This window comes from Rhizobium sp. BK529 (genome assembly GCF_014194105.1).
Taxonomy (GTDB): Bacteria; Pseudomonadota; Alphaproteobacteria; order Rhizobiales; family Rhizobiaceae; genus Rhizobium.
The window spans coordinates 438,980-453,254 of record NZ_JACIAU010000002.1 but is presented as its reverse complement, the minus strand read 5'-3'; the positions used below and the strand labels follow the sequence as shown (position 1 = coordinate 453,254).

The window sequence follows — 14,275 nt, the reverse complement described above, 5'->3', positions numbered from 1 at the left end:
TCGTCAGAACCTGGAGAAATCGATGATAACAGTGCTTAGGCAACAAGACCCGATCCGGCCTGTGGCCGCCCGCATCGCCAGCGACGCGGAAGCGCTTGAAACCGCGCGCAGGCTTGCCGCTCAGTTTGCCGCCACAGCAGCCGCACGCGACGCAGAACGCAGATTGCCCTTTGCAGAACTTGATGAACTGGCGCAGTCGGGCCTGCTAGCGATTGCCGTCCCCGCACAATATGGCGGGCTCGATGTTTCGAATGCTATACTGGCCGAAGTAACGGCGATCCTGGCGGAAGCCGACGGCTCAATCGGCCAAATCCCGCAGAACCATTTCAATATTTTGGAAGCGCTGCGCACCGATGGCAGCGAGGAGCAGAAGCGGTATTTCTTCGGCCGGGCGCTCGTCGGAGACCGGTTCGGCAATGCGCTTTCCGAGCGCGGCACCAAGACGGTCGGCCATTACAATACCCGCATCGTCCGAGACGGCCCCGGCTATCGGATTAGCGGCACCAAATATTATTCAACCGGCGTGCTATTTGCCGATTGGGTCACTGTCTTCGCACTCGACGAAGAGGATCGGCTGGTCATGGCCTTTGTGCCGAAGGGTACCGAAGGCGTCGAGATCGTCGATGACTGGGATGGCTTTGGACAGCGAACGACGGGCAGTGGCACGACGATCCTCAACAATGTCTACGTCCATGCCGATTCCGTCGTCCACCATCACAAGGGCTTCGAGCGTCCAACCACGATCGGCTCTGTCGGGCAGATCGTCCATGCCGGCATCGATCTCGGCATTGCACGCGCCGCTTTCGCTGAGACGCTGGAATTCGTGCGCGCCAAGTCCCGTCCCTGGATGGACAGCGGTGTTGAACGCGCCACCGACGATCCGCTGACGATTTCGAAGGTCGGTCAGATTGCCATCCGGCTTCAGGCTGCGGCGGCACTGCTTGAGCGCGCCGGCGGCAAGGTCGACGCAGCACAGATCGAAACGACGGAAGCGACCGTGGTCGAGGCCACGCTTGCGGTCGCCGCCGCCAAGGTGCTGACGACAGAGATTGCGATCGAAGCGACCAATACCCTGTTCGAGCTTGCCGGAACATCCTCGGTCAAGGCCGGACTCAATCTCGACCGGCACTGGCGCAATGCACGCACCCATACGCTGCACGATCCCGTGCGCTGGAAATATCATGTTGTCGGCAACTACCACCTGAATCGGGTGATACCGCCGAAGAACGGCGCGCTCTGAATCCTCTCCTCAGAGCTAAGAACCCCCTTTCCGATGACGGAAATGGGGTTGCCTTTCGGGCAGATCTCAGCTGTAGAGGCTCACTTCAGGGATCGTGTCGTTCAGCACAAACTCCCCGACTTCCTTGGCCTTGTAAAAGACGGGGTCGTGCAGCGTGTGGGTGCGGACGTTGCGCCAGAAACGGTCGAAGCGATATTTCTCCGCCGTGGAGCGCGCGCCGGTCAGTTCGAAGACGCGGGAGGTGATATCGAGCGAGACATGGGTGGCGTGCACCTTGGCAGCATAGGCCTCCGCCGCTGCCTCGCCGCGCTCTCGGGCCGTGACAGCGTGACCTTTTGCAAGCCCGGCCTGAACAGCGGCGGCCGCGACATCTGCCAAGGCAGCGGAGGCTTTCAGCGCGGCGATGAACTCACCCACACGTTCGAGGATATAGGGATCATCGGCGGCGCGCTCGACACCTGATGTAACCCAGGGACGCGTCGTCGTGCGCACATAATCGACTGCGGCCTGGATCGCGCCCTCCGCCGAGCCGAGATAGAAATTGACGAAGACAAGCTGAATGAGCGGTGTATTGAAAGTGGAAAGCACCGGCGGGGCGGCATCTGGGGCAGCCGGGGCGCCGACGAAATCTTCTTCGTAGACAGGAAAATCATGAAACTCGACGCTGCCGCTGTCGGAGAGCCGCTGACCGAAATTATCCCAGTCGTCATTTGCCTGATAGCCCGGCCGATTGGTTGGCACGGCGAAACCGACAATCTTGTCGCCGAGCGTCGCATTGGCATTGATATAGTCGGAGACATGGGCGGCGGTGGAGAAAGACTTGCGTCCATTCAGCACATAGCCGTTACCACGACGGGTGAGAACAAGACCCGGATCGCGCGGATTGACGGCAGCGCCCCAATATAGGTTCCTGGAAACCGTATCTGAACCTAGCGCCTGGGCGCGGGTTTCATCGAGTGCCCAGTAGATGTACTGGCTGTTGACATAGTGATAGCCGAGAAGTTGACCGATAGAGCTTTCGCCGCGTGCCAGTATGCGCACCAGCCGCAAGCCATCGACCCAATCCAGCCCGCCACCGCCGATCTTTTGATCATGCAGGGCATTCAGCAGGCCGGCATTCTTCAGCTTGACGATCTCGGCAAGCGGCGGGCGGCCTTCGCGGTCGAGTTCGGCGGCACGCGTGAAAAGATCGGATGAGATTTCTTCGGCGCGGGCAAAGAGGTCCTCTCGCGTCGTGCTGCGATTGGTCGCGAAGACGACATTGGACTGACTCATGGGTCGAAACTCCGTTTTCCTGGAAAATGGGGCCGGCGGGGGCCGCACAACCCCCGCCGGAAGATCGAGGCAGGCAGCCTAGAAAAGCTTGTCCGGGATCCAGCTCGCGGTTGCCGCGTCGCTTGTGCTGAAGGCTGGGATTTTCTGCGCCAGTTCCTCGATCGTCTTCACGCCGGCAGCGCGCAGGCTTTCCTGCGTTAGCAGCGTCGGCTTGACCGTGATCTGATGGGGGATCTCCTCACCGCCAATCTGGAGAGCTGCAGCACGCACGGAAACCGCGCCGACGACGGCAGGATTGGTCGCGACGGTGGCGACCCAGGGGCTGCCCTCTTCGGTGATCTCCTGAATGTCAGCTGTCGAGACGTCAGCCGAATAGATCTTCAGCTTGCTCGCGATGCCAAGGTCGTTGGCGGCGAGCTTCACGCCGCGGGCAAATTCGTCGTAGGGGGCGAAGACGACGCTGATATCGGGATTGGCGGTCAGCGCGGCCTTGGCCTGATCAGCGGTCGACGTCGCGGTCGTATCGCTGACATTGCCGAAACGGGCCTTCTCGACGACGCCGGAATTCTCCGACTTGAACTTTTCCCAGACCTCGTTGCGGCGATCGAGCGGTGCAAAGCCTGCGACATAGACATAGCCGGAATTGAAGCTGTTGCCGTTATCCTTCACCACCTGCTCCAGCGCGCGCTCGGCAAGCTCGTGATCGCTCTGCTCCACCTGCGGCACTTTGGGATTGTTGAGATTGACGTCGAAAGCGACGACCTTGATGCCCTTGTCCAGTGCCTGTTGGACGACATCGCCGAGAGATTCCGGCAGACCATGATCAACAACGATACCGGCGACCCCGAGATTGATTGCCTGCAGGATCTGCTCGCGCTGTTCGGCGGCATCCTGCCGGCCGGGGAAGACACGCAGGTCGATATCCAGTGCCTTGGCCTGGGCTTCCGCACCGGCCTGATAGGCCTGGAAGAAGTCACCCGCAGAAATATAGCTGATCAGAGCCACTTTGACGCCGCCCTTGTCGAAGGGCGCGGGAGCGCCGTTGAGGCCGGCGGCAAAAGAAGGCTGATGAAGAAGAAAGGAGATTGCGGCTGCGGAGAGCGCCAAGCGTGCGAGGGATTTCATCGTCGCGATCCTCTAGTCAATCGGAAGCGTCGTCTGACAGGTTGGCAGTTCCTCGCGACGCATGACTATTAGATATAAAATCTACCTTTTTAGTAGATTAAATGATCCGATTTTTCTCGTTTGGAGAGATTCTTTATTCCCGACCTGCGTGCCATCGGCAAAGGCTTGCCTCGAAAATCGGCCAATCCGCGAGCCAATATGGCGGCTCCAACGCAGACCCGGATTTGCCTGATGCCGCTCCTTCAAGTCGAAAACATCACCCGCAGCTTCGGGTCGACGCGTGCGCTTTCGGGTGCGCATTTCACTGTGGAACGCGGCGAGATCGTCGCTTTGATGGGCGCCAATGGCGCGGGCAAATCGACGCTGGTGAAGATTCTGTCAGGCGCGCTTGCCGCCGATAGCGGCGCGATCAGGCTGAAAGGCCAGCCTTTCTCGCCGAAGACGCCATCCGAAGCAGCGAAGGCCGGCGTTGTCACTGTGCATCAATCGACCGATCTTGTCGCAGCGGCGGGACTGGCAGTGGCCGATGCGCTTCTTCTGCATCGCTTTGCCGAACGGAGCACACCCTTCTTCCTCTCGCGCGCAAGCGTGCGGCGTAAAGCGCGCGCCGTGCTCGATGCGGCCGGTTTCTCCCTACCACTCGACAGGGACTTCGGCGATCTGTCCGCAGCCGACCGCCAACTTGTGGCGATCGCCCGCGCGCTGGCGAACAAGGCTGAACTGCTGATCCTCGACGAACCGACTGCAAGCCTTTCGGCTGAAGAGAGCCGACGTCTGTTCAACATCCTGCTCGCCCTTCGGGCTCAAGGCCTTGCGATCCTCTATATCTCCCACAGGACTGGCGATCTCGAAGCGATCGCCGACAAGGCGCTTGTCATGCGCGGTGGTCGTGTCGTCGGCAGCTTCACCCGGCCCATCGATTTTTCCAGCGCCATCGAAACGATGATCGGCCGCAGGCTGGAGGCGGCAAGGCCCGACACACGCCCGGTGACCGGCCCTGCCGTTTTCGAGATGCGAGGCATCCGCCTTCGGCCCGCAAGCCCGTCCTTCGATCTGACACTGCACGAGGGCGAAGTCGTCGCCATCACCGGAGTGCTCGGCGCCGGCAAGAGCCGCCTCCTCTCGGCGATCTTCGGCGTCAGGAACCTTGTTGCCGGCGAAATGCTGCTCGACGGCAAGCCGTATCGGCCGAAATCGCCGGCCGAGGCGATTGCCGCCGGTGTCGCCATGGCCGCGGAGGATCGTCACCGCTCTTCCCTGATGCCGCCTGCCTGGCCCGGCAACTCACTGGCCGCCGCCATCAGCCTGCCGCATCTTGCCAAATGGTATCCGCACGGCTTCCTTTTCGGTGACAGAGAGCGACGTGAAGCCGAGGAGGCCATTACCCGCCTGGGCATCAAGGCATCCGGTCCATTCGCCTCCGTCTGGACATTGTCGGGCGGCAACCAGCAGAAGGCGGTGATCGCCCGCTGGGAATCGGAGCCCAGCCGACTGCTACTGCTCGACGAACCCTTCCAGGGCGTCGACGTCGGTGCCCGCCACGATATCATCCGCGCAATCCGCGCTCGTCCTGACCGGGCCGCGCTGATTGCCACCTCCGATCCCGAAGAGGCCTACGAGGTCGCCGACCGTATTCTGACCATCGACCACCACACGCTACGGCCCGACGTCATCGACATCACCTCTTCCTCCGCCCCACAGGGAACTTCCGTATGACGACCATCGATGACGAGGCGCTGCCAAAGCCAGGTGCCGCGCCGGAAAGCCAAGGCCTCGACAATCGCACCCTGGCCATTGGCAGATTCCTGCGCGCTGGTGCAGTCTTCATCCTGCTCGGCCTCATGATCATCGGTTTCACGGTTGCCGAACCGGCCTTCATCAATATCGGCAACCTGATGAGCATTCTGCAGGCTGTCTCTGTCGTCGCCATACTCGGTGCCGGCATCACCGTGACGCTTGCCGTCGGCGGCTTCGACCTGTCGATCGGTGCGGTCGCCGCCTCCAGCGTGATGGCTGCAAGCTATGCCATGATCGTCTGGCACTTCGATGCTTTCGCCACCGTACCACTGGTGCTCGCTTTCGGCGCCGCCATTGGGCTCGTCAATGCCTTCCTGATCGTGCGCCTGCGTGTGCCTGATCTGCTCGCCACGCTCGCCATGATGTTCCTGCTATCAGGCCTGCAGCTCATTCCTACCGCCGGGCGCTCTATTTCGTCGGGCTTGGTGCTGCCCGACGGCTTCAAGGCGACCGGCGCCTATGACCCGGCCTTCCTGCTGATCGGCCGCTACAGCCTGTTCGCCACCCTGCCCGTTTCTGTCGTCCTGATGGCAGTCGTCGCCATCGTCCTCTTCGTTCTGACCGAGCGCACCCGTATCGGTCGGCTGCTCTTTTCGACCGGCGGCAACGAAGTGGCAACGCGGCTTGCCGGCGCGTCTACGACACGGCTGAAGACGCTCGCCTATGTCATCTCGGGGACCCTGGCCGCCCTTGGCGGTATCGTCATCGCCGCCCGCGTCGGACGTGGCGATGTCTCCTCCGGCGGTTCTCTGCTGATGGATTCGGTTGCTGCAGCGCTGATTGGCTTTGCCGTCCTTAACCTACGCCGGCCGAATGTGCTCGGCACGGTGGCCGGCGCCGTCTTCGTCGGTGTCCTGCTCAACGGCCTGACCATGCTGAATGCGCCTTATTACACACAGGATTTCGTCAAGGGCGCCGTGCTCGTCGGAGCGCTGGCGCTAACCTACGGCCTCGGCCGCAACGTCGATCGCTAGTTCTCAAGGAAAACAATATGACCCGTGAAATCAGGCTCAACGCCTTCGACATGAATTGCGTCGGACACCAGTCGCCGGGGCTATGGCGACATCCGCGCGATAAATCCTGGACATATAAGGATCTGGATTACTGGGTGCATTTGGCAAAGACGCTGGAACGCGGCAAGTTCGACGGTCTCTTCATCGCCGACGTGCTTGGTGTCTATGATGTGCTGTACGGCAGTGTCGATGCGGCGCTGCGCCATTCGGCACAAGTGCCAGTCAACGACCCGCTGCAGCTGATCCCGACCATGGCCTATGAGACCGAGCATCTCGGTTTCGGGCTGACGGCCTCGCTCTCCTTCGAGCATCCCTATACGTTTGCACGGCGCATCTCGACGCTCGATCACCTGACCAAGGGCCGCGTCGGCTGGAATATCGTCACCTCCTACCTCAACAGCGGCGCGCTCAATATCGGTCAGGCCGCACAAACCAACCATGACGACCGCTATGATCTCGCCGATGAATATCTCGAGGTCTGCTACAAGCTCTGGGAAGGAAGCTGGGAGGACGATGCCGTCGTCCGCGACCGAGAAACAGGCATCTTCACGCATCCGGAAAAGGTTCATCCGATCAATCATTCCGGCAAATATTTCACGGTTCCCGGCATTCACCTGAGCGAGCCCTCGCCGCAGCGCACCCCGGTGCTCTACCAGGCCGGCGCCTCCAGCCGCGGCAAGGACTTTGCCGGTGCGCATGCCGAATGCATCTTTGTGGCAGCACCTTCCAAGGCTGTATTGAAGCGCTATGTCGCGAATGTTCGCCAGGCCGCCGAACGGCTCGGCCGCAATCCGCGGGAAATCCTCGCCTTCAACCTGCAAACCGTCGTGCTCGGCGAGACCGATACCGAGGCGCAGCGCAAGTTCAACGAATATCGCGAGTACGCGTCCTTCGAAGGTGCGCTGACGCTGATCTCCGGCTGGACGGGCATCGACTTCGGCCAGTTCGGCCCCGACGAAGTCTTGCGCCATCGTTATACGAATGCGGTGCAATCGGCCGTCGAAACCTTCACGACCATCGATCCGGGCAAGGAATGGACGGTGCGCGAAATGGCGGACTGGGTGGGCGTCGGCGGCTTCGGCCCGGTCTTTGTCGGCTCGCCGTCGACGGTCGCCGACCTGATGCAGGAATGGGTCGAGGATACCGATGTCGACGGCTTCAATCTTGCCTATGCGGTGACGCCCGAGAGCTTCGAAGATACCGTCGATTTGCTCGTGCCGGAACTGCAGAAGCGCGGCGTCTATAAGACCGAATACCGGGAAGGCACGCTGCGCGAAAAACTCGGTAGTGCAGGACCGCGACTCGTTGCGCCGCATCCGGGAGCGGCCTATCGCAATCTCGGCGCCGACGTGCCCCGGCTCGCCATCGGCGGCCGCTGAAAAATAATGGCTGGGTGACAAGAAATATCTCGCCCGGCCATCCTGTTCGAATTTAATTCCTGTCACAATTACCGTTTCAACTCGAATATGGGCTATTGAATTTTCAAGGATTGGAGGGGGTATGACTTTCACAGATATCTCTCGGCGCAGCCTGCTGAAGAGCACGGCACTGCTGCTTGGCTCAACCGCACTGTCGCGCATTACTCTGGCCCAGGACGTGCCGGCCGGCGGGCGCCTGATCGTCGCGGCCGACTCCGAGCCGAAGAATCTTAACCCCGCCATTGTTGCCTCGAACGGTGTCTTCTTCGTCTCGAGCAAGGTCATCGAACCGCTCGCCGAAGCCTCCTATGAAGGCGCGGACGGACTGGCACCGCGTCTTGCCACGTCTTGGGAAGGCTCACCCGACGGACTCTCGGTCACCTTCAAACTGCGCGAAAACGCCACCTGGCATGACGGCAAGCCCTTCACCTCCGCCGACGTCGCCTTCTCCGCACTCAACGTCTGGAAGCCGCTTCAGAATCTCGGCCGGCTCGTTTTCGCTAATCTGCAAGCGGTCGATACGCCCGATGACCACACGGCGATCTTCCGCTTTTCGAAGCCGACGCCCTTCCAGCTCATCCGCAATGCGCTTCCCGCCGTCACGAGCGTCGTCGCCAAACATATTTTCGAGGGCACCGACATCGCCAAGAACCCGGCCAATAATACACTCATCGGCACCGGGCCCTTCAAGTTCGCCGAATACAAGCCGGGCGAATACTACCGGCTGACGCGCAACGAAAATTACTGGCACAAGGGTGAGCCGAAGCTTAACGAAATCGTCTACCGTGTGCTGCCGGATCGTGAATCGGCGGGTGCCGCCCTCGAAGCCGAGGAGATCCATCTCGCCGCCTTCTCGGCAGTGCCGCTTGCCGATCTCGACCGGATTTCCAAGGTCAACGGCATCAAGGTGATCTCCAAGGGCTATGAAGCTCTGACCTATCAGCTCATCATTGAGATCAATCATCGCCGCAAGGAACTCTCGGATTTGAGAGTCCGTCAGGCCCTCGCGCATGCCATCGACAAGAAATTCGTCGTCGACACGATCTTCCTCGGTTACGCAACGGAATCGACCGGCCCAATCCCCAAGAATTCCAAGGAATTCTACACGGCGGACGTCGCGAATTATAATTTCGACGTGCAGGCAGCAAACGATCTCCTGGACCAGGGCGGTTATACGAGAGGACCCGACGGCAATCGTTTTCAGCTCAAGCTGCGGCCGGCGCCTTATTTCAACGAAACACGCCAGTTCGGCGATTATCTGCGCCAGGCGCTTGCCGTCGTCGGTATCGATGCCGTCATCGTCAATGCCGATGCGGCTGCGCACCAAAAGGCGGTCTATACCGACCATGATTTCGACATTGCGGTGGGTCCTCCAGTCTTCCGTGGCGATCCGGCGATCTCAACCACCATCTTGGTTCAGTCCGGAACGCCCGACGGCGTGCCTTTCTCAAACCAGGGTGGTTATGTCAGCGCCGAACTCGACAAGATCATAGAGCAGGCTTCTGAAACGGTGGATACGGCTGCGCGCACCGATCTGTATTACAAGTTCCAGGAGCTCGTGGTGGCCGAACTGCCTCTGATCAATGTCGCTGAATGGGGCTTCATCACGGTCGCCCGCGACACCGTGCTGAACGTCTCCGACAATCCGCGCTGGGCGGTCTCGAACTGGGGCGATACTGCGCTGCAATCGTGATAGGCTCGAAGGCGGATTTCCCTCAGAGGCCTTGTCCGGCGTGAAACGTGCACTCATCCTCCTGAGACGCAGGATCATCAGCAGCATTCCGGTGCTGATGATCGTTGTCATCTTCAGCTTCTTCCTGCTGGAATCCGCCTCCGGCGATGCCGTCGACGCCTATATCGGCGCGATCGGCGGCGGCGATGCAGCTCTCATCAAATCGCTACGGGAGAGTTACGGCCTCGATCAATCCGTCTTTGCCCGTCTGTGGCTTTATCTTTCGGCGCTCGTTCATCTCGACCTCGGCTGGTCGGTGGCATTCAACCGGCCAGTGCGGGATCTCATCGCCGAGCGGCTGCCGAACACGCTGCTTCTGATGGGAAGTGCAACGGCGCTCGCCTTCGGGCTCGGCTCGGCGCTCGGCATCCTCGCCGGTGCAAGGCCAGGAAGTCTGCGCGACCGTATTCTCTCGATCGGGTCGCTGATCATCTATGCCGTTCCGAGCTTTTGGCTGGGACTGGTGCTCAGTATCCTTTTCTCGGTCAAGCTGCGCTGGCTGCCGATCGCCGGCATCGAGACCATTGCTTCCGGCAAATCAGGGCTTTCGCGCGTTCTCGACATCGTAGAACATCTTGTCCTACCGGTCGGGGCGCTGGCCTTCATCTATCTGGCCCTGTTTCTGCGTGTCATGCGCTCCGGCATGGCGGAAGCCTGGAAGCTCGATTTCGTGCTGTTTGCTCGGGCGAAGGGCCTGTCGCGCAGCCGCATCGTGCTTCGCCATGTGGCGCGCAATGCGCTCTTACCGCTCGTCACCATGCTGGGCCTGCAGTCCGCAGCCATGCTCGGCGGCAGCGTGGTGATCGAGAGCGTCTTTGCCATTCCTGGTTTCGGCAGGCTGGCGCAAGAGGCCGTTAACGGCCGTGATGCGCCGCTCTTGATGGGCATCATCGTCACGAGCGCCGTTCTCGTCATCTGTGTCAATTTCATCGTCGACCTCGTTTACGCGGCGCTTGATCCGCGCATTGGCGCGTCGGAGGGCCGCGCATGACCTGGCTCAGGCGTCTCCTTTGCACCCCTGAGGGGACGATCGGCCTGGTCATTCTGGCGGTTCTACTTATTGTCGGCCTGCTCGCCCCCATAATATCGCCGGGAGATCCGCTGCGGATTGCCGGCCGGGCGTTGCTTTCGCCCTTCTCCGATCGCAGCCTGCCGCTCGGCACGGACCGGCTTGGTCGCGATGTACTCGCCGGCCTGCTCTATGGCGCGCGGACTTCGCTTGCCGTCGGCATTGCCGCGGCTCTCTCCGCCATGGTGCTTGGCCTCTGTGTCGGCATGGCCGCGGGTTTTGCCGGCGGGGCGGTCGACGAGGCACTGATGCGAGTGGTCGACGCCTTTCAAATCGTTCCGGGCTTTCTGCTGGCGCTCGCCTTCGTCAGCATCATCGGCGTATCGACGCCGGTCGTCGTTTTCGCCATTGCGCTCGGCAGCTGGGCCGATCCGGCACGCCTGACGCGGGCGCAGGTCTTGTCGATCCGCGAGCGGGATTATGTCGCGGCCGCGCGCGTGATCGGCATGCATCCGGCCGAGATCGCCTTTAAGGAAATCCTGCCGAACGCCCTGCCGCCGGTCCTGGCGCTATCGGCCACCATCGTCGCCGGCGCGATCCTCACAGAAGCTGCCCTTTCCTTTCTCGGCCTCGGCAATCCCAACCTTGCCACTTGGGGCTCGATGATTGCCGAGGGCCGTAGCGTGTTGCGTTCCGCCGCCTATCTTTCGGTTCTGCCTGGCCTGGCGCTGGCGGCCACCGTGCTCGGCGTCCACCTCTTCAGCGAAGGCCTGACTAAGTCACTTGGTTCCGAAGGAGGCGCGCGATGAGCCCGCCATTTTGCAGCGTGAGAAACCTTTCGGTCCGCTACGGACGGGAGGCTGCTCTGAAAGCCATCGACCTCGATATTATCAGGGGTGAGAGGCTGGCGATCATAGGCGAGAGCGGTTCGGGCAAAAGCACGCTTGCCCAGGCCCTTGCCAGCCTTTTGCCGGAGCAGGCCCAGGTCGAAGGCGAAATAGCATGGCCGGTACTCGGCCATGCTCCGCTCCCCGGCCGCGATTTCGGCTTTATTTTTCAGGATCCCGGCACCAGCCTCAATCCGGTGCTGACCATTGGTGAACAGGTTGCCGAAGTCGCCAAAAGACATCTCCGCCTCGACTGGCGGCAAGCCTACGCCCATGCCGAAGAACTTCTGGGCCGGGTGCGACTACCACAGCCCGCAAGCGCCATGCGCGCTTTCCCCCATCAACTGTCGGGCGGCCAGCGACAGCGTGTGGCGATTGCAGCTGCTGTTGCGGCAAGGCCCGCTTTCCTGATCGCCGACGAGGCGACTAGTGCACTCGACGTGGTGGTCCAGGCCGAAATCGTCCATTTACTTGATGGGTTGGTGCGTGAAGAAGGCATGACACTGCTCTTCATCACCCATGATATCGCGCTCGCCTCCGGTTTCGTCGATCGCATCGCGGTCTTCCACAATGGAGAACGGATCGAGACGGGTCCCGTCCGGTCGGTTCTGTCGTCACCGGTGGAGAACTATACCGCCGCCCTTATTGCCAGCCATCGCGATCTTTCCACGCCGCCGCTGATCGCGCAGGTGGCCTCATGAGCGAGCTTCTGACTATCGACGGATTGTCGAAAGCCTATTTCACCGCCGGTCGGCAGGTTGCCGCTCTCGACAATGTTTCACTAGGAATTGCAGCAGGCGAGACGTTGGGACTGGTCGGCGCTTCGGGCAGCGGAAAATCGACTTTGTCGCGCGTGCTCCTGCGCTTGATGCAGCCTGATTCCGGTTGCATCCGCTTTGAAGGGGAAGATTGGCTCTCACTTCGCGGCGCCGAACTGCGGCGCCGACGAGCGCGCATGCAGTTGGTGTTTCAGGATACACTCGGCGCTTTCAATCCTCTCGCCACTGTGGCCTCGGGTCTGAGCGACCCGCTACGCATCCACGGCATTGCCGACCGCAAGCAACGGCAAGCAGAAATCATCACGCTGCTCGAACGTGTCGGTCTCCCCGCCGCCTTTGCTTCACGCCCCGTTCACACGCTTTCGGGAGGGCAGCGCCAGCGCGTTGCCATTGCCCGAGCCGTTGCCACAAGGCCATCGCTGCTGGTGCTCGATGAGGCCGTTTCCGCGCTTGACGTCACCATTCGCGGCCGCATTCTCGAACTGCTGGTCGCGCTGCAGCGAGAGCGCGGCCTTGCCTATCTCTTCATATCCCACGACCTCGCCGTGGTGCGGGCGATCTCGCATCGCATCGCCATCATGGATGCCGGCCGCGTTGTCGAGGAAGGACCGGCAGCCGATGTGGTCACGGCACCGCGATCCGATGCGGCCCGCCGGCTCATCGCAGCCGTGCCGCGTCTCGTGACCGAACCCGTTTGAAGGAACCCGCCCATGACCGAGGTCTGGAACCCGCTTTATGGTGCGCCGGTCTATCCGGCCAAACGTTACGCCACCCTCGCCCGCCGTATCGGCGCCGCCCTAAAGACGGACAACGACGTGCTGCTGGTGCAAGCCGAAGCCGTCGTAGCGCTTGAAGCGGTCGCGACTAGCCTTGCCAGGCCCGGCCTTTCGGCGCTGAACATCGTTACCAGCCCCTATGGCGGCTGGTTCGGGCAATGGCTGCGGCGGGGCGGCGCTAACGTCATCGATGTCACCGCCCAACCAGGCCTGCCGATAGAGGCCGAGACGATTGCAGCAGCGCTGGATGCCAATCCCGGTATCCATGTACTGGCGCTCGTTCACGCGGAATCGGCAAGCGGCATCCTCAATCCCCTGCCTGAGATTATCACCCTGGCACGGGGGCGGGGCATTGTAACGGTGGTCGATGCGGTGGCGTCCGTCGGCGGTCATCGACTCGATGTCGATGGATTGGGCATCGATATAGCCGTCATCGGCCCTCAGAAGGCGCTTGGAGGACCCGCCGGTGTCTCCGCCTTGTCGGTCAGCCCGTGCGCCTGGGGGCTGATCCTGCGTGACGACGCCCCGCGCGATTCAATCCTGTCGCTCGCCGACCTGAAAGCCTGGCTGGATGGCGGCCGCGGCGCCCTTCCCGGAACGCCCGCGCCGCTGGAATTCTTCGCACTCGAGGCAGCACTCGACCGGGTCGAGGCGGAGAATATCGAACAGACCATCGCGCGTCACGAGAAGGCCGCTTCCGCGAGCCGGGCCGGTTTGTTGGCGCTGGGAGCAAGCCTTTGGGTACCCGCCGAACAGGCTTCAAACCTGGTGACCACCGTCTCCGTACCGGCAGGCATGGAACCCGCTTTCATCATCCGCTTTGCAGCGGGGCTGGGCGTTGAGTTGACAGCCGGTGTCGGCACCGAGCTGTCGCATCTCATCCGATTGAATCATACGGGCCAACGAGCGACGTTCCAGATCGTCCTCGCAGGTGTCGTGGCCTACGGCGAGGCCTGCGGCAGGCCGGTTTGCCTGCGGATATCGGCGCCGCCTCGGAGGCGGTCGCCAAGGCTTATAACGGCTAAACTCAATACCAGGAGAGTGGCGTCGGCTGCCAGAAGAACAGTTCTTCTTCCCGCAGACTGCGCATTCGGCTTTCGGAATCCTCTGCCATTACGCGGGCAGATGTATCAAACACCGGCTGCTCGTGGCCTCGGAAGAACCTGACAAGGAACGTTTTGAATGCCGCAAACATACGCCGCCTCCTGGAAAACCGCGTGGTCA

12 protein-coding genes and 1 pseudogene are annotated in these 14,275 nt (G+C 61.5%); 10 read left to right on the top strand and 3 right to left on the bottom strand.

The window, feature by feature from the left end; translation table 11 throughout:
• The first annotated feature begins 22 nt into the window (after positions 1 to 22).
• Entirely contained in the window at positions 23 to 1,240 is a 1,218-nt protein-coding gene (locus FHX08_RS19165) for an SfnB family sulfur acquisition oxidoreductase (RefSeq protein ID WP_184327560.1), read from the top strand.
• A gap of 66 nt (positions 1,241 to 1,306) precedes the next feature.
• Here the strand turns inward: FHX08_RS19165 and FHX08_RS19160 are convergent, their stop codons facing one another.
• Positions 1,307 to 2,515 (bottom strand): acyl-CoA dehydrogenase family protein, encoded by a 1,209-nt coding sequence (locus FHX08_RS19160; protein ID WP_132655099.1) that lies wholly within the window; start codon positions 2,513 to 2,515, stop codon positions 1,307 to 1,309.
• A gap of 78 nt (positions 2,516 to 2,593) precedes the next feature.
• Complete coding sequence (locus tag FHX08_RS19155; protein ID WP_132655097.1) at positions 2,594 to 3,640, bottom strand: substrate-binding domain-containing protein; 1,047 nt, start codon at positions 3,638 to 3,640, stop codon at positions 2,594 to 2,596.
• A gap of 231 nt (positions 3,641 to 3,871) precedes the next feature.
• Here FHX08_RS19155 and FHX08_RS19150 point away from each other — a divergent pair, with 231 nt between their 5' ends.
• The 9 genes and pseudogenes from FHX08_RS19150 (at position 3,872) to FHX08_RS19110 (ending at position 14,076) form a co-directional block, all read left to right on the top strand.
• On the top strand, positions 3,872 to 5,356 hold the full coding sequence (locus FHX08_RS19150; RefSeq protein ID WP_132655095.1) for a sugar ABC transporter ATP-binding protein: 1,485 nt from the start codon (positions 3,872 to 3,874) through the stop codon (positions 5,354 to 5,356).
• Positions 5,353 to 6,411, top strand: a complete 1,059-nt coding sequence (locus FHX08_RS19145) for an ABC transporter permease (protein ID WP_132655093.1) — start codon at positions 5,353 to 5,355, stop codon at positions 6,409 to 6,411. Before FHX08_RS19150 ends, FHX08_RS19145 begins: the two co-directional genes overlap by 4 nt.
• A gap of 17 nt (positions 6,412 to 6,428) precedes the next feature.
• Positions 6,429 to 7,829 (top strand): LLM class flavin-dependent oxidoreductase, encoded by a 1,401-nt coding sequence (locus FHX08_RS19140; RefSeq protein ID WP_132655091.1) that lies wholly within the window; start codon positions 6,429 to 6,431, stop codon positions 7,827 to 7,829.
• A 121-nt stretch (positions 7,830 to 7,950) separates the two neighbouring features.
• Positions 7,951 to 9,561 (top strand): ABC transporter substrate-binding protein, encoded by a 1,611-nt coding sequence (locus FHX08_RS19135; RefSeq protein ID WP_132655089.1) that lies wholly within the window; start codon positions 7,951 to 7,953, stop codon positions 9,559 to 9,561.
• Positions 9,562 to 9,601: 40 nt separating this feature from the next.
• Positions 9,602 to 10,591, top strand: coding sequence for an ABC transporter permease (locus FHX08_RS19130; protein ID WP_132655087.1), 990 nt, complete (start codon positions 9,602 to 9,604; stop codon positions 10,589 to 10,591).
• The gene (locus tag FHX08_RS19125) at positions 10,588 to 11,418 is read left to right on the top strand and encodes an ABC transporter permease (RefSeq protein ID WP_132655085.1); all 831 of its coding nucleotides are present in this window, start codon (positions 10,588 to 10,590) and stop codon (positions 11,416 to 11,418) included. Before FHX08_RS19130 ends, FHX08_RS19125 begins: the two co-directional genes overlap by 4 nt.
• On the top strand, positions 11,415 to 12,197 hold the full coding sequence (locus FHX08_RS19120) for an ABC transporter ATP-binding protein (protein ID WP_132655084.1): 783 nt from the start codon (positions 11,415 to 11,417) through the stop codon (positions 12,195 to 12,197). The genes FHX08_RS19125 and FHX08_RS19120 overlap by 4 nt, the downstream gene beginning before the upstream one ends.
• Positions 12,194 to 12,973, top strand: a complete 780-nt coding sequence (locus tag FHX08_RS19115) for an ABC transporter ATP-binding protein (RefSeq protein WP_132655082.1) — start codon at positions 12,194 to 12,196, stop codon at positions 12,971 to 12,973. The genes FHX08_RS19120 and FHX08_RS19115 overlap by 4 nt, the downstream gene beginning before the upstream one ends.
• Positions 12,974 to 12,985: 12 nt before the next feature.
• Positions 12,986 to 14,076 (top strand): annotated as a pseudogene (locus FHX08_RS19110) (pyridoxal-phosphate-dependent aminotransferase family protein).
• Positions 14,077 to 14,078: 2 nt separating this feature from the next.
• Here FHX08_RS19110 and FHX08_RS19105 read toward each other — a convergent pair.
• Entirely contained in the window at positions 14,079 to 14,246 is a 168-nt protein-coding gene (locus FHX08_RS19105; RefSeq protein WP_165911925.1) for a hypothetical protein, read from the bottom strand.
• Between the last annotated feature and the right edge of the window lie 29 nt (positions 14,247 to 14,275).